The following is a 21778-nucleotide window of genomic DNA, read 5'->3' as shown; positions in this document are numbered from 1 at the left end:
GGTTGAGCGTGCAAGGACGTCGGGGGGGGGCTAGTAGCTGCGGGGCGGCTAGACCTTCTTCTCCTGAATAGCCAGGTAGCAGGTGCCTGAAGCGTCTTGCCTTACCTCAGGCCTGTACAGAGAAACCTGACGACGCTTGCTCAAGAAGGCCACCGCACCTGAGGCGGCAGCTAGCTGCTCCAGCAGGTACATGACGCCGGGAGTCACCAGCTCACACAGGGGCACACCCACGGTATCGGGCTGGCCGATTTCGTCACCCAGGGCAGTGCTGGCCGTATCAGCCACCAGCTCGCGCGGGCTCACCCAGCTTCCCCACACGCCCTTGTCCTTGAGAAGGGTCGGGCTCTGGCCCACTGGCACGGCACAGGTGAAGTAATGCACGTCGTAACGTTTATGAAAGTAGCCGGGAGACTGCCAGCGAGCCAGGGGCTTTAGCAGGTCAGCCCGAATCTTTAGGCCACGTCGATCAAGGTAGTCGGCGAAGGTTTTATCTTGTTGTGCAACCGCCTGACGCGACACCATGCACTCGTGGCCGCTGGTCAGCTCAATCGTCGAAGACTCTCGGTCGCCTGCCAAAAGCACACCGGTTTCCTCAAAAACTTCACGGGTGGCGGTGACGACTGTAGCGGCCGCCGCTCCGAGATTATCCTCAGCAAAGGCCTGCGCCCAGTATTCACCGGTAGGGCCAACCCAGCCCACGGGGGCGGCGTCCTCAGCTACACCCAGACCGCCTGGGAAGGCTATGCGACCCATCGGAGATTTAACCCGGTAAGTCATATAGGTCTCTACCCCGTTCGCGCCGTCGCGCACAAAGACCACGGCAGCTGCCGGCTTGGCCGGGCGAAGAGTTCCCTGACCCTCTTCAAGCCAGGTCAAAGCACACTCCTGCTGGTGGGCTGGGATGGGGTGGGTTTTAATAACCGGCAAGTTGGCGGTGGCAGGCCGCGGAGCTGAGGGCACGGACGCCGGTGGCGGCACTCGTTTGAGAGCACCGGTATATAGAGGTTGGCTAGACATATTCCACAATAATTTCGACTTCTACCGGTGAGTCCAGCGGTAGCACGGGTACACCAACCGCGGACCGGGCGTGAACGCCAGCGTCACCGAAGATATCACCCAGAAGCAGGGAAGCCCCATTAATGACCCCCGGCTGGGCTGTAAACGCGGGGTCAGAAGATACGAAGCCCACAACCTTGACCACGCGGGTGACACGATCCAGGTCACCGATGACTGACTTGACAGCCGCCAGCGCATTCAGCGCAGAAAGTCCGGCTAGCTTCTGGGCGGTCTCAGGGTCAACGAAGCCCTCTCCTCCCGAGCTTGAAACTTTACCGGTAGCCGGTAGCTCACCCTTGACGAAGGGCAGTTGCCCGGACGTGTAGACGTAGTTACCACTGGTAACAGCGGGCACATAGGCAGCAACGGGTGCCGCCAGTTCAGGTAACTCGTAACCGAGTTCTTTAATACGGTCTTCAATCTTTGACACGGTGCACCTTCCTCAAACTGTGCAGAAGATATCGGCGGTGGGGCGCAAAACCGGGCCCCGCAACCTGTGTGTTGCGTGAACCCGGCGATGCGATATGTTTAGAGAGCCTTCTTACGTTTGAAGTAGGCTATCGGATTACCCTGAGTAGGAGCAACCATGTTCCCGGCGGGGGTGGCACCTGTTGGTGCGGGCGCACCGGGGAGCACGGTTACGAGCTCCCAACCGTCTTCACCCCAGTTATCGAGGATCTGCTTGGTTGCGTGAATCATCAGGGGCACTGTTGCGTATTCCCATTTTTCCATAGCATCAAGCCTAGACCACCGGGGTGCAAAAGGCGATATTGGCGGCATTCTCAGCCGATTCTTTGGCGGCTGTGACGTGCTCTCCGGTGCGCTTTTCAGCCCAAACCGATAAACTGTTGCAATGGCTTCTTCAAAGAATGTTCGCACACGGCGCCGCACCCCCGGTGATTTGGTTCAGTTTATAGCGCTGAGCATCATCGCCGGTTTTATAGCGGCACTGATTCTGGTACCACCGACCACAGCTCTCAGCGCCACTGCTAACGCATCTATGAGCTGGTTCAAGAGTCTTCCTGCCACCTTAAGCAATGGCCCGCTCTCGCAGCCGTCCGTGATTTATGCATCTGACGGTGAGACCGAGCTTGCCTCCTACTACGCCCAGAACCGCACCGAGGTACCCCTCGATCAGATTTCTGAGAACATGAAGGATGCAATCCTCTCGTCTGAGGATCGTAACTTTTACGAACACGGTGCCGTCTCGCCTATGGGTATTGCCCGTGCGCTGATTAACAACGTCATCAACCCTAACAACCGTCAGGGTGCATCAACGCTGACCCAGCAGTACGTGAACAACCTCCTGTTCGACGCGGCTGAACAGTCAGGTGAAGAAGCCAGCACCATGGGCGCTAGCAAGGGTTACCTCGATAAAATCAAGGAAATCAAGCTGGCTATTTCTGTTGAGCAGAACATGACCAAAGACGAGGTGCTTGAGGGGTACCTGAACGTCATCAACCTGGGGGGCACCAACTACGGCGTAGAAGCTGCGGCCTACTACTACTGGGGCATCAAGGCCTCCGAGCTCAGTGTCGCCCAGTCGGCTCTTCTCGCGGGCATGGTGGTTTCACCCAACATGTATCGCCCTGACGTAAACCCCCAGCTCGCCAAGGAGCGCCGTGACGTGGTGCTCGGCACCATGCTTCGTGATGGAAAAATTACCGAAGAAGAGTACTCGAACGCTCTGAATGAAGAGATAGAGCTCGATATTCACACCACCCCCATGGGGTGCTCAACGGCTGGAGACTTTGCGCACTTCTGCTACTACGCCGTCACTGACTTCCTGAACGATGAGACCTTCGGTGCCACCGAGGACGACCGCGCCAATGCCCTCTATCGCGGTGGTTACAAGATTGTGACCACTGTCGACACCGACGCGCAAGAGGCCGCCAAGGAGCAGGTCGAGGCGACCCAGCCTTCAGACAACAACCCTGACCGTGTCAGCGCTTCACTGGTATCTGTTGCCCCCGGCTCCGGCAAGATTATTGCTATGGCCCAGAACTCTGACTACGGCAACTCTGAAGAGACAGATTTCGCGGCGAACTTCTACAACTACAACGTGGGGGTATCACACGGTGGTACCGCCGGTTTCCAGCCCGGTTCGACCTTCAAGGCTGTGCTTCTGGCTCAGTGGATTAAGGACGGTAAAGGCGTTAATGCCACTATTGACGGCACCTCCATCAGCTACCCCAAGTCCTTCCCCTGGCCTGCCCGCTGCCTTGAGGGCGGTCACGTGCTTTCTGAAGATGCGGAGGGCTTTTCTTTCGATAACGCCGAGGGTGGTAGCCGGGGGTGGGGCACTGTGGCTTACGGCCTGAAGAACTCCATCAACTCCTACGCCGTCAAGATGGCTTCGGAGACCGACGCCTGCGATATTAACGATTTGCGGGCCCAGCTGCGTATCACTGACGGCATGGGCGGCGACCCCTACACCCTCTCCCGCCCCTCCTATCTGCTCGGTGGTTGGGACCAGGGTACGACCCCGCTGATTATGGCCTCTGCTTACGCTACTTTTGCCTCTGGTGGCACCTACTGTGAACCTCTCTCCCTGGAAAAGGTGTCTCAGGGCGACACCGAGGTAAAGACCTACCAGTCCTCCTGCGAGCGTGTGCTAGATGAGGAGGTCGCTAACGGGGTGAGCTACGTGCTCAAGCAGGTGCTGGTGGATGGTTCTGGCTACCAGCGCGGTATCGGGCTCAGCGACGCTTCTGCTGCCAAGACCGGTACCACCAACAATTCCACCCAGACCTGGATGGTGGGCTACACCCGCGGCCTCTCCACCGCTTCATGGGTGGGCAATGTTGAGAACACCTCCCGTTCCCTCAATAACCTCTCCATCAACGGCCGTACCCTGGACTACGTGGACGGTGCAACCTACGCGGGTGCCCAGTGGCAGCGTTTTATGCAGTCACAGGCTAAGAACTTTAATACCGATAAGTTCGATGAGCCCTCGGGCACGGTGCTGGGCACAGGCCAGTAAAAACCGGTAAGAAAGAGTTTCATGGCTTCTTTAAATTCTGATGGCCTGGTAGCCTCGGCCGGTACCCTGGCCAAAACGGCCTCGGCAGTTTTAGCGGCGGGTACTGTTGCCGGGGCTGCCACGGTTGCTTATGCCCGCTACGTTGAGCTCAACAACTTTCAGGTACGCCACGAGACTTTGCCTGTGCTCCCAGTAGGGGCACCTGATTTTAGGGTTCTGCATATCAGTGATATGCACATGATTCCGGGCCAGAAAACAAAGATTGAGTTCATGCGTTCACTGACACAGTTGGAGCCTGACCTGATTATTAATACCGGTGATAACCTGTCACATATGAGTGGGTTGCCCTCTCTGTTGCAGGCTCTTGATCCGCTTCTGGATTTTCCGGGCGTCTACGTTCCGGGTTCTAACTGCTATTTTGCGCCTGTCATGAAGAACCCGGCCCGCTACCTGTGGAAGAAGAACACGGGGGGCGAGGCTAACGCCCAGACCCGGGCTGAGCTGCCCACTCAGGCCATGCACGATGCCTTCGACGCACGCGGCTGGCTCGGCCTCATCAACCGCTTCGACACACTCACGCTCAAGGGTTTACGTATGGAGTTCTCTGGCGTGGATGACCCCCACCTGGAGTATGACCGCCACCCCGGTTTCGCTCCCACCGCTTTTGACCCGGAACCGAGCCCGAGCGTCCGGCTGGGCATTTGCCATGCCCCCTACCTGCGCACCCTAAATCGCTTTGTCAGTGATGGTGCCCAGGCTATCTTTGCCGGTCACACGCATGGCGGGCAAATTTGCCTACCGGGTGGGCACGCGCTGGTTTCTAACTGTGACCTGCCACCGGCACGGGCCAAGGGCGTGAGTTTACAGCAGGACGTTCCCGTACAGGTCTCGGCTGGGCTAGGCACCTCCCGTTTTGCGCAGGTGCGTCTCTTCTGCCCACCCGAGGCCGTACTGGTCACGCTGACGGCAGCAGACCGACCATTACGAGCGTAGGCCCCCGGTTATTACTGTGGCTTCTAGACTGTTACGCGTTCGCCCTCTCCCAACCCCTGCCCCAGTACCCCACGGGCCTCGCACCGAGCACGATGTGACCCTCTGGACGTACTCAAAGCCCATTCGCGGCCGCTGGGTTGCCGGACTCCTAGTATCCCTGGCCGCCGCAGTCATCGCAATCTCCATCCCCCAGGTTCTGGGCTGGATTGTGGATGCTATGCTCACCGATTCCCCCACTACCGGTACGGTCTGGGCCGGCGGAGGGCTGGTTTTTGCGCTGGGAATCGTGCAGGCAGCCCTCTTCTTTCTGCGCCGCCAGCTGGTTCTTGAACCGGCCTCCACCGTAGAAAACACCATGCGTATTGACCTGTTTGACCGCCTACTGCGGTTCCCGGTCAGCTTCCATGACCGGTGGCCTTCGGGGCAGCTATTGACCCGTGCCATGGGTGACTTGAGCACGATACGCCGCTGGACGGCATTTGGTCTGATTCAGGTGATTACCGTAGCCGTGCAGGTTACGCTTGGAACTCTGTACATGTTTAATGGCGCCTGGCAGCTCGGCCTGCTTTTTCTCGCGGCCCTGCCTATTACCTTCTTCTGTATCTGGCGCTTCGTGACTCGTTTTCGCGCCCTCACCCGAGCTGCTCAAGAAAAGACCGGCGATATGGCTACCACCGTTGAAGAGTCAGTGCAGGGCCTTCGAGTGCTCAAAGCCCTAGGCCGCGGACCGCATGCCCTGAGAGGTTTCACCAGCGAGGCTGCCGAGCTGCGCGACCTTGAAATAGAGCGCGGCAGGGCCATGGGTGCTGTCCGCATGCAAACCGCCCTGATGAGCGGCGCCACCCTCTGTGCCGCCCTCATCTGGGGCCTGAATTTGGTTTCGTTAGGGCAGCTGACCGTGGGTGCCCTCACCAGCTTCTTTGCGACCGCCACCCTTCTTTTTACCCAGGTGGAGCGCTCAGGCATGCTGCTTTCCATGTACCTGGCAGCTTCGGTCTCTCTGGACCGCCACCGGCAGGTCATGGTGGGGCCGGCGGGGGAAGATGTGAGCCTCACCCGCGCCCCTGCCGTTCGCAGGGACGATGCCGCACCGCTGACCTTCAGGCAGGTTCATTTCTCCTATAGCCTTGAGGAGAAACCGGTTCTCGTAGACTTCACTCTTGATGTACACCCCGGCGAGATTATTGCACTGGTTGGCTCAACGGGGTCAGGCAAGTCCACGGTTCTACAGCTGGTGCAGCGGCTCTACGAGCCAACGGAGGGTACCATTGCACTGGGCGGTCGCGATATTCAAGACTTCTCCCTCCCCGAACTGCGGGGGCAGGTGGCTATCGCCTTTGAAGATCCCCTGCTGTTTTCGGACTCGGTGCGGGAGAACGTCCTGCTCGGTGTCAACCGTAGTCGCTACACCGCAGAAGAGCTGGACGCCCTGGTGGCCCGGGCTCTGAACGTGGCGGCAGCAAACTATGTGTACGACCTCCCGGAGGGTCTCGATACCGTGATTGGTGAAGAAGGTATGAGCCTCTCCGGTGGCCAGCGCCAGCGCCTCTCACTGGCCCGAGCTATCGCTGCCCAACCGGCCGTCCTACTCCTCGATGACCCTCTTTCTGCACTTGATGTAGATACCGAAGAGCAGGTGCTGGCACAGCTCAAGAGTGAACTCACCGCAACCACCACCCTGCTGACTGCTCACCGCCCTTCCACCGTAGCCCTGGCTGACCGGGTGGCCCTGATCGCAGACGGCGGGGTAGTTGCGGTGGGCAGACACAGCGACTTACTCACCCACCCCGCCTACAGAGATCTGATGAGTGCAGCGACCTCACTCCCGGGCAGGCAAGAAAAATAGCCCATGGCAAGTAACAACATTATCGAGTCTGAAGACAAGATTACGCTCAGCAAGGACGAGGCGCGTGAGGTTCGCCGCCGCTCCCTGGCCCTGCTGAAGGAGTCCTTGCGCCCTCTTCGCGCCCAGCTTCTCGTTACCCTCTTTTTGGTCGTCCTGGCCACTGCCCTGACCACGGCCATGCCCTGGCTGATTTCTACAGCCATCAACGATGCTCTCGAACCTCTGCTAGCCAACGACCCCGCCTACGCCATCTGGCTGACCATTACCTATGCAGCGGCTGCTGCGGTTTCCGGCATCGCCACCTACGCCAACGTGCTCCTCACCCACAAGATTTCGCAGCAGGTACTCTACAACCTGCGCCTGCGCATGTTTGAACACTCGCAGAAACTCTCGGTAGGCTTCCATGACACCTACACCTCGGGCCGCGTGATTTCACGATTAACCAGTGACCTCGACACCATCCGCCAGTTCTTTGACTCCGGGCTTTCCGAGCTGGCCGCCATGCTACTTGCCATCATTTTTACCGTGCTCGCCCTCACCCTCATGGACTGGCGCGCCGGCGTGGCCCTCGTCGTCATCATGTTGCCGCTAGCCTGGTTAACCTCCTGGTTCCGCCGCGAATCGGAGCTGGCCTACCGGGCCGGGCGCGTTGCCTCAGCCAAAATTATCTCCCGCTTCTCTGAGACCTTTACCGGTCTCCGTGCCGTCAAGGCCTTCAGCGCCGAGGCCCCTGCCCGCGCCGCCTACGCTAAGACCGCCGAAGAGTACCGCGTGCGCGCCATGCAGTCCATCAAGGTTCACGGCACCTACATGCCCTCCCTCCAGGCCCTAGGGAACACGTTTGTGGCCGCTGTGCTAATCATCGGCGGGTACTCCATTCTGGGTGGCACCATGCAGGCTGGTACCCTGCTCGCGCTTGTCATCTATGCCAACCGCGTCTTTGAACCGATTTTTATGCTCTCTGACTACTACAACATGTTCCAGTCTGCGGTGTCGGCACTCGAGAAAGTCTCGGGCTTTCTGGCCGAAGAACCCCAGGTGGCTGAGCCTGAGCACCCTGTAGCTCGCAAGCAACCGGCCACCGGTGAGCTGGTTTTTGACGGTGTTGACTTTGAGTACGTGGCAGGGCTCCCTGCCCTTCACCGACTGAGCCTTGAGGTCCCTGCCGGGCAGCGTCTGGCTCTGGTGGGCGAGACCGGCGCGGGCAAGTCAACCCTCGCTAAACTGGTGGCCCGTTTTTATGACGTGACCGCAGGTTCCATCACCCTGGACGGGGTGGATGTGAGGGATCTAGCTGATGAGCAATTGCACCGTGAAGTGGTCATGGTGACGCAGGAGGCCTTCCTCTTCAAGGGCTCGGTGGCCGATAACATCCGCCTGGGCAACCCCAGTGCCACGGACGAACAGGTCTTTGAGGCTGCCCGCCGCGTGGGCGCCTACGACTTCATCACAAGCCTGCCACAGGGCTTTGATACCCATCTCTCCAAGCGCGGCGGGCGTGTTTCAGCCGGTCAGCGGCAGCTCATTTCCTTCGCGCGCGCTTTCTTGGCTGACCCTGCCGTGCTGATTCTCGATGAGGCCACCGCCTCGCTGGATATACCCACCGAGAAGCTGGTGCAGCGCGGCCTAGAAACCCTGCTGGCCGGGCGCACCTCACTGGTAATTGCCCACCGTCTCTCTACGGTGCTGACGGCAGACCGGGTACTGGTCATCGCTGCTGGCCGGGTAGTTGAGGACGGCTCCCCCGCTGCTCTGGTAAAGGCCGGCGGCCGCTTCGCCGGTATGGTGGCTTCCTGGGACAAGAACAACCGGGTCAACGCACCGGATTCCTCAACGCTACCTGGGTAGCTCGCCCGGCAAGCCCAGTGGGCTGAACCCCTGTTTTGCAGGGGTAGGGGCTGCACGTTATACTTGAGAGGTTGTTATCACCTCGGTGTAAATCAATTCTCGGGATGTAGCGCAGCTTGGTAGCGCGCGTCGTTCGGGACGACGAGGCCGCAGGTTCAAATCCTGTCATCCCGACCAAGCTCAAACCGCTCTCTGGTACTCCCGGAGGGCGGTTTCTCTGCTTTTCGACCCCAAAGTAGTTGCAAGGTAAACCATCTTGGTTCTATAGTTACTATGAAAATTAAGACGTGAAAGGAAAGTCTACCGTGTCCACCAAGGTACTCATTATCTCAGGCTCCGATCGTGAGGGTTCTTTCAATACCCAGCTGGCCGAGCAGCTCACCGAAGCTCTCGAAGCCAAGGGCCAGGCCGCTGAGGTGTATGATTTCTCTGCCGTGCCCATGCTGAGCCAGAACTCCGAGTTCCCCGCTCCTGCCTCCGTACAACAGCTACGTGCAGACATTGCCGAGGCAACAGGCCTGATTTTTGTCTCCCCCGAGTACAATGGCTCCTACCCTGCACGTCTCAAGAACCTGATTGACTGGGCCTCACGCGCTGTTATCGCCGGTGATAACGAGTCTCCCACCGTTCTCAACGGCAAGAAGGTTGGCGTTGCTTCCGCTGCTAACTCAACCTACGGCAAGTTTGTGCGCGAGCATCTGCGCCACCTGGTGCCCTACGTCCGTGCGAACCTGATGGAGGGTGAGGGCCTGGGCATCCGCATTCCTGGTGAAGCATGGGGAACCGGCAAGCTAGAGCTCGACGGCGAGCAGCAGAAGAACGTTGACGAGTTCGTCGATGCCTACCTGGAGTTCCTAGGCAAGTAAACCCCGAGCTCCTATAGCTAACAAGGGCCACCTCAGATGAGGTGGCCCTTGTGCGTGACCGCGGGCGATTCTACCGAGCCAGCCGAGAAGGCCACCAGATTTTCTTGCCGATGTCTTCAACAAGGGCAGGAATGAGCAGGGCACGCACCACGGTCGCATCGAGTAGCACGCCAAAGGCAACGATGAAGGCAAGCTGGGCCAAGAAGATCAGCGGAATAACACCCAGGGCGGCGAAGGTTGCAGCCAGCACGATACCGGCTGAGGTAATCACCCCGCCGGTTGCCACCAGGGCGGTCCGCAGGCCACTCTTGGTTCCCTGATGCAGGGCCTCTTCTCTTACGCGGGTCATAAGAAAGATGGTGTAGTCAATACCCAGAGCTACCAGGAATACAAACCCGTAGAGGGGCACGGTGGGGTCGGCCCCGGGAAAGTTGAAAAGGTGGTTGAAAACCAGGGCAGAAACACCCAGGGCCGTGAGGTAGGAGAGCACCGTGGCGGCAACCAGAGTCAGCGGTGCCAGAATTGAGCGCAACAGAACCATCAAGATGAGGGTGATCACTGCGAGTACAACCGGGATAATCAGGGCCCGGTCGCGCTGGGCGCTGTCGATGGTGTCAAGTGCGGACGCGGTGGTTCCGCCTACCAGCGAGCCGGGGGCCTCGCTGGCAAGGATCTCACGCATCTGGCCAACGGTTTCTTCTGCCTGCTGTGAGTCAGCGGGGTCGGCCAGGGTTACCTGGAGCATGATACGCCCCCCGACCTCCGTGGGGCTGATACCGGCAAAAGCGGGCGGTGCCGACTCAGCGGATACCCCCACCGGAACAGTGCCAGCAGGTGAGTCTTGGGCTACAGCGGCGATGGAGCTTACCCCATCCAGGCTATCGAGGGCCGCCACAGCCGCCTCCTGTTCAATTGCGGGAATAATGACGTTAGCCGGTGAACCTGAGCCACCGGGGAAGTGCTCAGCAAGCACGTTCTGGCCGTCCCTGGCCTGGGACTCTCCCAGCACCAGGTCAGACTGACGCACGCCGTTGGCCTGAAAGGTTGCAGAAAAGCCGGCAAAAAGAGCCAGCACCAGGGCGGTAACCAGCCAGACCTTGCGGGGCTTGCCCGCCACAAAAGCTGAAACTTTTGTCCAGAAGCCGGCCGAAGCGTCCTTCACCTCAGAGGAGTATAGGGGGCGGGCAGGCCAGAAGGCCACCCTGCCCATCAGGGCCAGGACGGCGGGCAGGAAGGTGAGCGAGGCCAGCATCGACAGTACGATACCGGTCGCAGCCACGGGGCCCAGAGCCTTATTGGACGACAGCTCGGAGAGCAGCAGGCAGAGCAGGCCCGCAATCACCGTGCCACCAGAGGCCAGGATCGGTTCGAGGGAGCCGCGCCAGGCGGCCCGTGTTGCCTCCCAGCGGGAAACGTGCTGGGTCAGGGCCTCACGGTAGCGGGCTACATAGAGCAGGGAGTAGTCGGTGGCGGCACCCACCACCAAAATTAGCAGAATGCCCTGCACCTGGCCGTTAATCATCACCCAGCCAGCATTCGCCATGTGCCAGATGACGAAAATCGCGCCCGAGAGGGCAACCATCGAGCTGATCAATACGATGATGGGGAGCAGGGGTGAGCGGTAGACGACCAGCAGAATCACAAAGACCACGATGAGGGCTACCGCCAGCAGGATACCGTCGATACCGCCAAAGGCTTCGACCAGGTCAGCAGAGAAGCCCGCGGGGCCGGTCACGTACCCGGTCAGACCGTTGGGTGCTTGGGCTATCTCAGCACGGATGCCGTCAACGACCTCTCGGGTCTCCACATCGGTGGAGATGGGGAGGACCAGCTCTGCCGCCCGGCCGTCCTCTGAGTAGATGACGGGGGAACTCTCACCGGTGAAGGTTCCGGACGCCGCCAGCTGGTCGGTCAAACCCTCCAGGTAGGTGCGGTGAGCTTCGGTGAGGGAGCCGTCCGCCTCAAAGACAAGGATTGCGGGCACCGCGTCGGTGCCCAAAAAGTCGCCCTGCTGCTCTACCACCTGGGTGGATTCAGCAGAGGCGGGCAGAAAGTCGGTCTGAGAGTTGGTAGAAACTTCAGAAATTTTGCCAAAGTAGGGCCCGCCGATACCTGCCACGGCCAGCCAGGCTAGGGTAAGCAGGGCAGCCAGGGCTACCCGCACCCAGGTGCGCGAGGACGAACGGGCCTTGGCAGAGCCTGCCCCCGAAGGAAAAGTATGCATGCTGAGAGTCTATCCCCTGCCGGAAATCCACGCTAACGGCGTCTCAAGAGGGCCGCGGTGCACAGGGGTGTGCCCCAGCAGGCGGTCCCACAGCCAGGCAAAGAGGAGGGCACCTAGAATTAGACCCACCATCATGGGGTAGGAGTCGTCGGCACTGGGCAACCCGCGACCTGGGGCGTAGCTCGCATAGATTGCCAGCGCAGCAACCTGCAGAACGTAGAGGCTCAGCGTCATACGCCCGGCCAGTATCAGAGGCGCAAGTAGCGCCTCTCGGCTGGCCAGCGCACGTGCCAAGAGGCAGCACCAGCCTGTTGCAGCCAGGCAGGCCGACAGGCTAAAAGCAATCTCCAGGCGGCTAGAGGTGTAGGGCAGAAATTCGGGGACGGCCGTGCGCGAGTACCAGAAGAGGGCTCCGGCTGCCGTGCTACCCACTACCGCCAGAGCGGTGTCGCCCAGCACACCCCAGCGCTCCATGAAGGTTGCAATCACCGCGCCCGCACAGGCGTAGGTCAACAGGGTAAAGACCTGGTAGTTAGGCCCGGTGAACATCCACTGCACAAGATAGGCGGTGTGGCTGCCGTCCGCCAGGGCGTCCGTGTACTGGGGAGCGAAATAGTCGCGTGCCTGTGCAGCGAACCACCAGCTTGCTACCGCTAGGATTCCCAGCGCCCACCGGGGCAGAAAAACCAGCGGAGCCATCAGCAGGCTCAGAAGCCCCAGGTACTCCAGCACGATATCCACGTGCGCGCCCCAAGAGCCGATATAGAGACCAACCGCCACCAGGGCGATAGCGCGAACTACTGACGAGGCAAAGAGAGCTGAGAAGCTCATGCGTTGAGACGACAGGAAGGTCGCAGCGCCTAGCAGGAAAGCGAAGAGAGGGGCCGCAAGAAACTCGCTCAGGTTAAATACGCCACCGGGCCCGCGCCCCGGCGCAACGTGAGCAACGAACATGCTTATCAGGGCGGCGCAGCGCGCCAGGTCAACGCCAATGACTCTGCCCGCCCCGGCCATATATGCCATAGTTCCCCTCCCCTCATCTCGTCATCTCCACTCTAAACCTATGGACCAGTCAGTTCGCATTTTGTGGGGTTGTTTACCCGCAAAATGCGAACTGACTGATCCATAAGTTGGGTGGCGGGTCTACGAGAGAATGATGACGTCCAGGGTACGGGGGCCGTGCACGCCCTCCACGCGAATCAGCTCGATGTCTGAGGTCGCTGACGGCCCTGAAATCCAGGTGATGGGCTTGTCAAAGTTCAGGCGGGCCACGGTCTCAGGGATGAGCTCAACAATGGTGTCCACGGGAACCACGCAAATGTGGTGGTCGGGCACCAGGGTGATGGCGCGGCGGCCCTCCTGCTCTGTGGAGTTCAGGGCAATCGTGCCGGTCTCGGCGCAGGAGACAGTCGAGGAGGTAACAACCGCGTCAATGGCGTCCAGCTCGCGCACGCTCAGGGCACCGGGCTTGTTTACATTACCGGAGTCAACCACACGAGAGCGGACGGCGGTATCCTCGGGCAACCACTCTGACTTCAGGCCGTTGGGAACCACGTAGCGAGAGGACTGCCCCAACAGTTCGCTCACACGGGCCGCGATGGTCTCGTCGGTCTCGTGGTAGACGTTGGCCTTGTAGTCGACTAGACGGTCGACCAGCATCTCAATAATCTCTTCGGTGCCCTTGTCACTCTCGCGGCGGTAGGCACGGGTCGGCTCTTCTGGTTGCGGGTGGTCCCAGAGGGAGGAGCGGATGCGGCCCAGAATCTCGGCTTTTGCATCAGACATTAGTTAGCCTCCTTGGGGGCGATGGGGTTGGCGGTCTCAGCGTTAGCGTGGGCCTCGGCAATCTTGCCCTGGTTGGCTGCGATGATGGCCTGCAGGTCAACGCGTTCGCCACCCACACGCTTGGGGGCGGAGCCGCGCTCCTTCTTCCACTCATTGCGGAAGGAGCTCTTGGGGGGCTCGGGAATGTCGCGGTATTCGGTCCAGCCGCCAACGATACCGGGTAGCTTGGTAATCTTACCCTTCTTGCCAGTAATCAACTTGGAAGCGGGCAGACCCTTGGTAGCCAGGGCCATGAGCTTACCGGAGCTAAAGAGCTTCTTAGCACCGAACATCATGGCGTCCATCTGCACGTGGCGTTCCTTCTTGCCACCGGCGAACTCGCCCTGGGCCTTTTCGTGGTCAACGGCCTTGCCGCGCAGGTGGACCAGCACGTCAGGGATGTTGATTTTGACGGGGCAGGCATCGTAGCAGGCACCGCAGAGGGAGGAAGCGTAGGGCAGGGTGGAGTTGTACTGGTTCTCTATACCGCCCAGCTGGGGTGAGAGAATCGCGCCGATGGGGCCGGGATAGGTGGAACCATAGGCGTGGCCGCCCGCGCGTTCGTAGACGGGGCAAACGTTCATGCAGGCCGAGCAGCGGATGCAGTGCAGAGCCTGACGGCCAACCTGGTCAGCCAGTGCGGCTGTACGACCGTTGTCCATGAGGATCACGTGCAGGTTCTGGGGGCCGTCACCGGGGGTGACTCCGGTCCACATGGAGGTGTAGGGGTTCATACGCTCACCGGTGGACGAGCGGGGCAGCAGCTGGGTGAAGACCTCAAGGTCCTGGACGGTCGGCAGTAGCTTTTCGATGCCCATGAAGGTGATGAGGGTATCGGGCAGGGTCAGGCACATGCGGCCGTTGCCCTCAGACTCAACGATGGTCATGGTGCCGGTTTCTGCGATACCGAAGTTGACGCCCGAGATAGCGACCTTGTTGACCAAGAACTTTTCGCGCAGGCGGAAGCGGGAGGCCTCAGCCAGCTCAGCGGGGTCGTTGGACAGGTCGGGGTTGACCCCCTCAATTTTCTTGAGGAAGATATCACGAATTTCGGTGCGGTTGCGGTGAATAGCGGGCACCAGAATATGGGAGGGGCGGTCATTGTCGCCTAGCTGCACGATTTCTTCTGCAAGGTCGGTTTCGATAGCCGAAATGCCGTGCTCTTCAAGGAACTCGTTGAGGCCGGTCTCTGCGGTGGCCATCGATTTAATCTTGTTGACCTCGGTGACGCCTTCAGCCTGAATGAGCTTGAGGGCAATCTCGTTGGCCTCGTGGGCGTCGCGCGCCCAGTGTACGTGGCCGCCGCGGGCGGTGAAGTTCTTTTCGAATTCTTCGAGGTAGGTGTCGAGGTTGGCCATGACCTTTTGCTTGATCATGGAACCGGCGGTGCGTAGCTCCTGCCAGTCGGGCAGTTCACTGATGACGTTGGCGCGCTTGGTGCGAATCTTGTGGGTAGCAAAGCCCAGGTTGGCGCGCAGCTGCTCGTTCTGTAGCTCCTTTTCGGCGTATTCGGGGAAGGGCTCGAACTCGAAGATGTTGCCAACGCCGTGGCGGACCTTGGGCATACCCAGTGCGGTAGTTGACATGTCTTACTTACCTCCTGTGGTAACTGCTACGGGGCCGGTGACTGTGAGCGGGTTCTCCTGGGTGGAGGCTAGAATCTCGGCAAAGTGAACGGTCTGGACGGGCGAGCTCTTGCGGGAGAGGGCGCCGCCAATGTTCATCAGGCAGGAGGAGTCACCACCGGTGCAGACGGACGCGCCGGTGGCTTCGATGTTCTCTACCTTGTCGGCGACCATGGCACCTGAGGTGTCAGCGTTCTTGAAGGAGAAGGTGCCGCCAAAGCCGCAGCACTGGTCCAGGCCGTCAATCTGGGTGTATTCCAGGCCCCCCACTGTGCGGATCAAATCCTCCTGACGGGTACCCAGGTGTAGCAGGCGCATGCCGTGGCAGGAGGAGTGGTAGGTGACTTTTTCGGGAAAGTAGGAGCCGAGCTGTTCAGCTGCGTTGGTGATACCGCAGACGTCGATGAGGAACTCTGCCAGTTCAAAGGAGCGGGCAGCTAGGGACGTAGCGGTCTGGGCGGTTGCTTGATCACCTGCTCGTTCTGCAATCATGGGCTGCTGGTGGCCCAGCGAGGCCACGCAGGAACCTGAGGGGGCCACGATGGCATCGAAGTCCCATTCGGTGAAGGCCTCCACGTGGGTTTTGACGATGGGGTAGGCATCGTCGAAGTACCCCGAGTTGACATGCATCTGCGAGCAGCAGGTCTGACCCTGCGGGAACACGACCTCGTGGCCCAGGCGCTCCAGAATGTCTACGGTAGCTTTGGCTACCTTGGGGTACATTGCGTCGACGATGCACGTTGAAAACAGTGCGACACGCATGTTGGTTCTCTCTATCTGCTGTACGGCGCGATGCCTGAGCGGCACCCCGGCGGCCGTGCGTCACAAGGACGCCGGGGCGCAGAAGGGTGGGCTCACCAAGGCAGGTGCCTGTTTAGATTCTCTGTTCTTACTCTTCATTTAACACGATTGCAGGCACGAATTAACACTTTAAATAGGGCACATTTTCCTCAGCAAATAACCTATTGGTCAGGCCACGCCCCCCGTCGCAATAACGGTTATACAGGCAGTTTGAGCCCGCGAAAGCCCACTACTAGGCAGGCAGAAAAAATTACCGGGCGTGAGCTCCCTCCAAAACTTGGTCTCTGTGAACAGAGTCATGTAACCTAGACCTCGAACATAATGGTCTGACCACACAAGGTTAGACCACATTCTTTTGGCAGATGCCCCGCAGAAGCGGCACCTACCAGAACACACATCACACAAAGGAGAACCGCAGTGGAAAACACCTACACCGCTGTTACCGATGCTGTAGGGGGTAGCCTGGCGCTCAGCGCGCTCGTCTCAACCCTGCCGCTTCTGGCATTCTTTATCATGTTGCTGGGCTTCAAGGCCCGAGCCCACGTCGCAGGCCTCGTCTCCCTCGTCGTTGCCGTGCTCGTTGCTGTCTTTGGCTTCGGTATGCCCTGGGATTTGGCTGGCATGTCCGCCTTCCGCGGCGGCATCTACGGCCTCTTCCCCATCGCCTGGGTTATCCTCATGGCCATCTGGTTCTACCAGGTCACCGTACTCTCAGGTCGCTTTGAAGACCTGCGCCGCACCTTCGACCTCATTGGTGGCGGAGACCTGCGCATCCAGGCCATCCTGATTGCCTTCTGCTTCGGTGGCCTGCTCGAAGCTCTAGCAGGCTTTGGCGCCCCCGTTGCCATTACTGCAACCATGATTCTGGCTCTCGGTGTCAAGCCCCTCAAGGCTGCCACCACCGTCCTGATTGCCAACACTGCCCCCGTTGCCTTCGGAGCAGTAGCAATCCCCATCACCACCGCCGGTGAAGTAGTCTACGGCGCCAACGAACAAGGCGCGCAGGCAGCGGTTAATGTTGCCGCAATTGTTGGCCACCAGGCCCCTTTTATTGCCTTCTTCGTGCCCTTCATCCTGCTCTGGATCCTTGATGGCATCAAGGGCCTCAAGGACGCCTGGATTCACGCAGCGGTTATTGGCGCCTCCTTCGCCATCGCCCAGTGGTGGGCCGCAACCTACTTCGTCTACCAGCTCACCGACGTCATAGCCTGCATCGTGTCCATCGCAGTTGCCGTTGTCTTCATGCGCTTCGTCAAGCCCCGCGGTGTTGAGGGCGTGCGCGAGCGCTACGGCATCACCGCTCCCCTCGAAGCTGCACACCTACCCGGCCGCCGTATCTGGATGGCCCTCATGCCCTACCTGGTCGTTGTCATCATCTTCGGTATTGCCAACCTCTTCACCCCGCTTGTTGACTGGTTGAAAACCACCGCTATCAAGTTCCAGATGCCCCTGCTCTCAGAGCGCCTGCTCACCGCATCGGGCGACCCCGTCAACTCCGCCTACACCTGGTCCTGGCTCAACAACCCCGGCACCTACCTGCTGATTTCCGGCTTGCTCGTTGCAGTCCTCTACTCCACCTTCAACGAACAGGGCACCTACAAGCTGGCCGTTGCAGATGCCATCAAGGAAATCGGCGCCGTAGCATACAAGATGCGCTGGACAGCCGTCACCATCGCCCTCGTTCTGGCCCTGGCCTTCGTCATGAACTACTCCGGCCAGACCGTTGCCATCGGTGAATACGTCGCCTCCCTGGGTGTTGTCTACGCCTTCCTGGCACCCGTTCTAGGCTGGGTCGGCACCGCCGTCACCGGCTCCGATACCTCAGCCAACGCACTCTTCTCTAAGTTGCAGGTCACTGCAGCTGAGAACCTTCAGGCCAACGGCGTTCCTGGCGCCCACCCCGAACTCATGCTGGCAGCTAACACCACCGGTGGTGTGGTCGGTAAGATGATTTCACCTCAGTCTCTGGCCATTGCAGCCACCTCAGTTGACATGGAGGGTAAAGAATCCGAAATCTTCAAATCGGTTCTGGGCTGGTCTTTCGTCCTGCTCATCGCGGTCTGCGTGCTGGTTCTGCTCCAGGCCACCGTTCTCTCGGGCCTGATGGTCGAGCCCTACCTGGGCGACCGCTAAACCGAGGCCTGCTCACACCGGTGAGCCCCGGATAAAGCCCCACCACGGCGGGCGGCGCAGAACCACAGCACACACGGCTGGTTCTGCGCCGCCCTCGGTTTATGCCCAAGATAGCCCCGCCGCACACCTTCTCACCGAAAGGCAGCGTGTGAAAGAAAAAGAACCCACCTACACGGCCCTGCTTACATCTATCGAATACCGGTTGCGACACGGCCAGCTGCGAGTAGGTGACCGGCTACCCGGCGAACGATCACTAGCCGAAAAATACGGTATCTCCCGGGCCTCCGTACGCGAGGCACTGCGTATTCTCTCGGCAGTAGGGTTGATACGCTCTGGCGTTGGGTCAGGGCCCAAAGCCGGTGCCGTTGTCGTCTCAGAGCCCTCGGACGCTCTCGGCTGGGCTCTGCGCATGCACATCGCCACGCGCACCCTGCCCGTGGCCGACATCGTTAACACCCGCGTCCTACTCGAAGGCGAAGCTGCCGCCCGCGCAGCCGGCGTAGCCAGCGACCCCGAACGCACAGCGTCCCTAACTAACGCCCTCCGCTATCTCGACGAGATGGACCGGGCCGACATCTCAGATGACCGCTTCCACTTCTGTGACACCCGCTTCCACTACGAAATCTCATCACTCAGCGGCAACATTGTGATGGACACCGTCATTGACTCCCTGCACTTAGCCACCGTCAGTTACGTACAAGAAGCCGTGCCCTACCTTGAGGATTGGGCCGCTACCAAGCGTGAGCTCCAAGAACAGCACCGCGCCATCTATGCAGCTGTTCTTGCGGGAGACCCCGAACGCGCCCGCCGCACCGTGGCCGAGCACATTCGCTGGTTTTACGCCCTCTCAGAAATTGGCGCCGCACACTACGAGTACCACCAGAAGGTGCGAGGTAGCGAAGAAGGCCGAGGCACCTAGTCGCACACCTCACACCCTGATGCAGGAGGCCCCGTCACACATGACGGGGCCTCCTGCATCACACCTTATTGTCACCCGGCGGGGCCGGGGCTAGAACGTCTGCCCGGTCAAGCGTTCGTAAGCCTCTAGGTAGCGTGCGCGGGTCTTCTCAACCACCTCAGCGGGGAGCTCGGGCACAGGGCCGGCACCGTCCCACCCCGACTCATCGCCCCTAAGCCAATTGCGCACATACTGCTTATCGAAGGACGGCTGGGGGCGGCCCGGCTGATAATCGTTCGCATCCCAAAAGCGGGAGGAATCGGGGGTCAGCACCTCATCGCCCAGTGTAATTTCACCCCGGTAGGAGTCGGTGCCAAACTCAATCTTGGTATCTGCCAGAATGATGCCGCGCTCCCTGGCGATCCTCTCGGCAGTCTCATAGACGTAGAGGGTCAGCTCCTGTAAGCGATCGGCGATAGCCTCTCCCACCTCAGCGTCGAGCTCTTCACGGGTGATGGGCTCATCGTGCTCCCCCACCTCGGCCTTACCGGTGGGGGTGAAAAGCGCAGGCTGCAGACGGGAACCGTCCACCAGGCCAGCAGGCAGGGTGTATTCGTTGACCTTCCCGGTCTTCTGGTAAGAAGCCAGACCCGAACCGGTCAGGTAGCCGCGCACAATGCACTCCACAGGGAACATGTTGAGAGACTTACAGATCATGGCACGGCCAGCCACAACCTCGGGCACGTCGGTGGAGAGCACGTGGTTAGGTACACCTTTGAGCTGATCGAACCACCACAGCGACATCTGGGTCAGAATCTTACCCTTGTCAGGAATTTCGGTAGGTAGCACCTGATCGAAAGCGCTGATGCGGTCGGTGGCGACCACCATGACCGAACCGGCGCGTAGCTCAGCGTCATCTTTCAGGTTAAGGCCGGTGGCGTCTTGGGTATCTTCGCTCGGGATGTAAAGGTCACGAACCTTACCGGAATATACGTGCTTCCAGCCGGGAATCTCGGCGGGGGGATGAGTCATGGTGCTTCTCCTGGGGGTGGCAATGGGGTGACGGTCCCAGTGACTGCCTACGCGGCGTATCGGTGGGCAGTCACAGAGATGGGTTCTGGGTTGGGATTGTGATGCGATTTTCTGCGGCGGCGAGAGCGATGTCGGTGCGGTGCTGGCAGCCTTCCCAGCTAATGGCTCTGACGCCCTCATAGGCTGCGGTGCGAGCCTCCGCCAGGGTGCCTCCGAGCGCGACGACAGCGAGCACACGCCCCCCTGCGGTGACGATAGAGTCACCTTCAAGGGCGGTTCCGGCGTGATCTACGTGGACGTCCTCGAGCGCGTTAGCAACCTCAAGGCCGGTAATAGCGTCCCCCCTGCGCGGGGCTTCGGGGTAGTTCTCAGCGGCCATCACCACGTCCACAGCGGAGCGGGGATCCCAGTCAAGGGTTAAGCCTGCGGGTAGGTCCCCTTGAGCAGCTGCCAGAAGGACGCCGCCGAGTGGGGTGCGCAGGCGCGCCAACACGGCCTGGGTTTCGGGATCACCAAAGCGGGCGTTGAACTCAATCACGCGGATCCCGCGGCTGGTCGCAGCCAGACCACAGTAGAGCACACCGACAAAGGGGGTGCCCCGGCGGGCCATCTCGTCAATTGTGGGCTGGGCTACACGCTCAATGACGTCTTCTATGAAGCCTTCAGGTAACCAGGGCAGGGGCGTGTAGGCTCCCATGCCGCCGGTGTTGGGGCCTTCGTCATTGTCATAGATGCGTTTGAAATCTTGGGCAGGCGAGAGGGGCAGGCAGGTAGCCCCATCTGAGATAACAAAGAGAGAGACTTCGGGGCCCTCCAGGAACTCTTCAATGACCACAGAGCCGCCGGCTGCAAAGCAGGTTTCGGCGTGGGCCAGAGCGGCCTCGTAATCATCGGTTACCACAACGCCCTTACCGGCTGCCAGGCCGTCGTCCTTGACCACATAGGGGGCGCCAAAGGTAGCTAGTGCGGTTTCAGCTTCTTGACGGCTGGCTGCTACGCGGGCCATAGCGGTGGGAACGTTAGCTGAGGCCATAACCTCTTTAGCAAAAGCCTTGGAAGCTTCAAGCAGGGCGGCCTGCTTGGAGGGGCCAAAGACCGCGAATCCCGCATCGCGCAGGGCATCCGACACGCCCGCCACCAGGGGGGCTTCGGGGCCGATGACGACGAGGTCAACGGCTAGTTCAGTGGCCAGTGCCACGGCAGCCTCAGGGCTGTTCGCGTCTGTGGCGTGCGTAGGAACGTCTTGAGCGATACCGGCGTTGCCCGGCGCTGAGTGCACCTCGGTCACAGCCGGATCTTTGAGAAGAGCGCGAATAATTGCGTGTTCACGACCACCAGGGCCCAGTACCAAAACCTTCATTCTTTCAGGCTACCGGCAAGGCCATGGTTTGATGAGTTTTTACCTCAGCGTGGGCACTTTTTGCCGATAGATTTTTTGCGGACGCCACAGCGCACCTCCCAGCCCCAAGGCAAGATAAGGGGCAGCGGCGTCCGTACCTGCTTCACTCGTAGCCTTCGCCCACACTTTCCGCATTTATTCTGATTTACCCGCAACTAGTTGCGGGTAAATCAGAATAAATGCGGAAAGGCGGATGCCCGTGGCGGCTTCTGTATATGCGGCAAGGTGTTTTCGTTCGTGTTATCCACAG

Annotated in this window: 17 protein-coding genes and 1 tRNA gene; 8 read left to right on the top strand and 10 right to left on the bottom strand. The window is 60.1% G+C overall.

Annotation, left to right across the window (positions count from 1 at the left end; genetic code table 11):
- Window positions 1-48: 48 nt before the first annotated feature.
- The 3 genes from L6966_RS06805 to L6966_RS06795 all read right to left on the bottom strand — a co-directional run bounded on the left by L6966_RS06805 (window position 49) and on the right by L6966_RS06795 (window position 1788).
- Window positions 49-1017 carry an NUDIX hydrolase gene (locus tag L6966_RS06805; protein ID WP_237224682.1) on the bottom strand — a complete coding sequence of 323 codons (969 nt, stop codon included), beginning with the start codon at window positions 1015-1017 and terminating at the stop codon, window positions 49-51.
- Entirely contained in the window at window positions 1010-1486 is a 477-nt protein-coding gene (locus L6966_RS06800) for a RidA family protein (RefSeq protein WP_083091993.1), read from the bottom strand. Before L6966_RS06800 ends, L6966_RS06805 begins: the two co-directional genes overlap by 8 nt.
- Window positions 1487-1584: 98 nt before the next feature.
- On the bottom strand, window positions 1585-1788 hold the full coding sequence (locus L6966_RS06795; RefSeq protein ID WP_083091994.1) for a DUF4177 domain-containing protein: 204 nt from the start codon (window positions 1786-1788) through the stop codon (window positions 1585-1587).
- A 121-nt stretch (window positions 1789-1909) separates the two neighbouring features.
- Between L6966_RS06795 and L6966_RS06790 the strand changes: the two genes are divergently transcribed.
- The 6 genes from L6966_RS06790 (at window position 1910) to L6966_RS06765 (ending at window position 9592) form a co-directional block, all read left to right on the top strand.
- Window positions 1910-4039: a transglycosylase domain-containing protein gene (locus tag L6966_RS06790; RefSeq protein ID WP_237224683.1), complete on the top strand. Its 2130-nt coding sequence runs from the start codon at window positions 1910-1912 to the stop codon at window positions 4037-4039.
- Between the two features lie 21 nt (window positions 4040-4060).
- Window positions 4061-5032 (top strand): metallophosphoesterase, encoded by a 972-nt coding sequence (locus L6966_RS06785; protein ID WP_237224684.1) that lies wholly within the window; start codon window positions 4061-4063, stop codon window positions 5030-5032.
- A 16-nt stretch (window positions 5033-5048) separates the two neighbouring features.
- Window positions 5049-6878, top strand: coding sequence for an ABC transporter ATP-binding protein (locus tag L6966_RS06780; RefSeq protein WP_237224685.1), 1830 nt, complete (start codon window positions 5049-5051; stop codon window positions 6876-6878).
- Window positions 6879-6881: 3 nt separating this feature from the next.
- The gene (locus L6966_RS06775; protein ID WP_237224686.1) at window positions 6882-8726 is read left to right on the top strand and encodes an ABC transporter ATP-binding protein; all 1845 of its coding nucleotides are present in this window, start codon (window positions 6882-6884) and stop codon (window positions 8724-8726) included.
- 100 nt (window positions 8727-8826) lie between these two features.
- Window positions 8827-8903: transfer RNA gene (locus L6966_RS06770), tRNA-Pro, on the top strand.
- Between the two features lie 128 nt (window positions 8904-9031).
- Window positions 9032-9592, top strand: a complete 561-nt coding sequence (locus L6966_RS06765; RefSeq protein ID WP_219336357.1) for an NADPH-dependent FMN reductase — start codon at window positions 9032-9034, stop codon at window positions 9590-9592.
- 70 nt (window positions 9593-9662) lie between these two features.
- On the opposite strand, the gene L6966_RS06760 is transcribed toward L6966_RS06765, so the two are convergent.
- From L6966_RS06760 to L6966_RS06740, 5 genes are all read right to left on the bottom strand, one after another.
- Window positions 9663-11816, bottom strand: coding sequence for an MMPL family transporter (locus tag L6966_RS06760; protein WP_237224687.1), 2154 nt, complete (start codon window positions 11814-11816; stop codon window positions 9663-9665).
- 9 nt (window positions 11817-11825) lie between these two features.
- Window positions 11826-12839 carry a DUF418 domain-containing protein gene (locus L6966_RS06755; protein ID WP_237224688.1) on the bottom strand — a complete coding sequence of 338 codons (1014 nt, stop codon included), beginning with the start codon at window positions 12837-12839 and terminating at the stop codon, window positions 11826-11828.
- Window positions 12840-12959: 120 nt separating this feature from the next.
- Window positions 12960-13601: a LutC/YkgG family protein gene (locus L6966_RS06750; RefSeq protein WP_083092001.1), complete on the bottom strand. Its 642-nt coding sequence runs from the start codon at window positions 13599-13601 to the stop codon at window positions 12960-12962.
- A complete protein-coding gene (locus tag L6966_RS06745) occupies window positions 13601-15226 on the bottom strand; it encodes a LutB/LldF family L-lactate oxidation iron-sulfur protein (protein ID WP_083092002.1) in 1626 nt (541 codons plus the stop codon). Before L6966_RS06745 ends, L6966_RS06750 begins: the two co-directional genes overlap by 1 nt.
- 3 nt (window positions 15227-15229) lie before the next feature.
- Window positions 15230-16027: a (Fe-S)-binding protein gene (locus L6966_RS06740; protein ID WP_237233110.1), complete on the bottom strand. Its 798-nt coding sequence runs from the start codon at window positions 16025-16027 to the stop codon at window positions 15230-15232.
- Between the two features lie 456 nt (window positions 16028-16483).
- Between L6966_RS06740 and L6966_RS06735 the strand changes: the two genes are divergently transcribed.
- On the top strand, window positions 16484-18199 hold the full coding sequence (locus L6966_RS06735) for an L-lactate permease (RefSeq protein WP_083092004.1): 1716 nt from the start codon (window positions 16484-16486) through the stop codon (window positions 18197-18199).
- A gap of 148 nt (window positions 18200-18347) precedes the next feature.
- A complete protein-coding gene (locus L6966_RS06730) occupies window positions 18348-19118 on the top strand; it encodes a FadR/GntR family transcriptional regulator (protein WP_237224689.1) in 771 nt (256 codons plus the stop codon).
- 90 nt (window positions 19119-19208) lie between these two features.
- Here L6966_RS06730 and L6966_RS06725 read toward each other — a convergent pair whose 3' ends face one another.
- Window positions 19209-20129 carry a phosphoribosylaminoimidazolesuccinocarboxamide synthase gene (locus L6966_RS06725; protein ID WP_237224690.1) on the bottom strand — a complete coding sequence of 307 codons (921 nt, stop codon included), beginning with the start codon at window positions 20127-20129 and terminating at the stop codon, window positions 19209-19211.
- A gap of 70 nt (window positions 20130-20199) precedes the next feature.
- Window positions 20200-21489, bottom strand: coding sequence for a phosphoribosylamine--glycine ligase (gene purD, locus L6966_RS06720; RefSeq protein WP_083092007.1), 1290 nt, complete (start codon window positions 21487-21489; stop codon window positions 20200-20202).
- Window positions 21490-21778: the final 289 nt, after the last annotated feature.

Source organism: Rothia nasisuis, assembly GCF_928381405.1.
Taxonomy (GTDB): Bacteria; Actinomycetota; Actinomycetes; order Actinomycetales; family Micrococcaceae; genus Rothia; species Rothia nasisuis.
Note: the sequence above shows the minus strand (reverse complement) of the source record. Positions and strands in the feature narration are given on the sequence as shown.

Bases quoted from the DNA above. Each gene is read 5' to 3' on its own strand.
- L6966_RS06805 (WP_237224682.1), bottom strand. From the start codon at position 1,017: ATGTCTAGCCAACCTCTATATACCGGTGCTCTCAAACGAGTGCCGCCA.
- L6966_RS06795 (WP_083091994.1), bottom strand. From the start codon at position 1,788: ATGGAAAAATGGGAATACGCAACAGTGCCCCTGATGATTCACGCAACC.
- L6966_RS06790 (WP_237224683.1), top strand. From the start codon at position 1,910: ATGGCTTCTTCAAAGAATGTTCGCACACGGCGCCGCACCCCCGGTGAT.
- L6966_RS06785 (WP_237224684.1), top strand. From the start codon at position 4,061: ATGGCTTCTTTAAATTCTGATGGCCTGGTAGCCTCGGCCGGTACCCTG.
- L6966_RS06775 (WP_237224686.1), top strand. From the start codon at position 6,882: ATGGCAAGTAACAACATTATCGAGTCTGAAGACAAGATTACGCTCAGC.
- L6966_RS06760 (WP_237224687.1), bottom strand. From the start codon at position 11,816: ATGCATACTTTTCCTTCGGGGGCAGGCTCTGCCAAGGCCCGTTCGTCC.
- L6966_RS06755 (WP_237224688.1), bottom strand. From the start codon at position 12,839: ATGGCATATATGGCCGGGGCGGGCAGAGTCATTGGCGTTGACCTGGCG.
- L6966_RS06750 (WP_083092001.1), bottom strand. From the start codon at position 13,601: ATGTCTGATGCAAAAGCCGAGATTCTGGGCCGCATCCGCTCCTCCCTC.
- L6966_RS06745 (WP_083092002.1), bottom strand. From the start codon at position 15,226: ATGTCAACTACCGCACTGGGTATGCCCAAGGTCCGCCACGGCGTTGGC.
- L6966_RS06740 (WP_237233110.1), bottom strand. From the start codon at position 16,027: ATGCGTGTCGCACTGTTTTCAACGTGCATCGTCGACGCAATGTACCCC.
- L6966_RS06725 (WP_237224690.1), bottom strand. From the start codon at position 20,129: ATGACTCATCCCCCCGCCGAGATTCCCGGCTGGAAGCACGTATATTCC.
- purD (WP_083092007.1), bottom strand. From the start codon at position 21,489: ATGAAGGTTTTGGTACTGGGCCCTGGTGGTCGTGAACACGCAATTATT.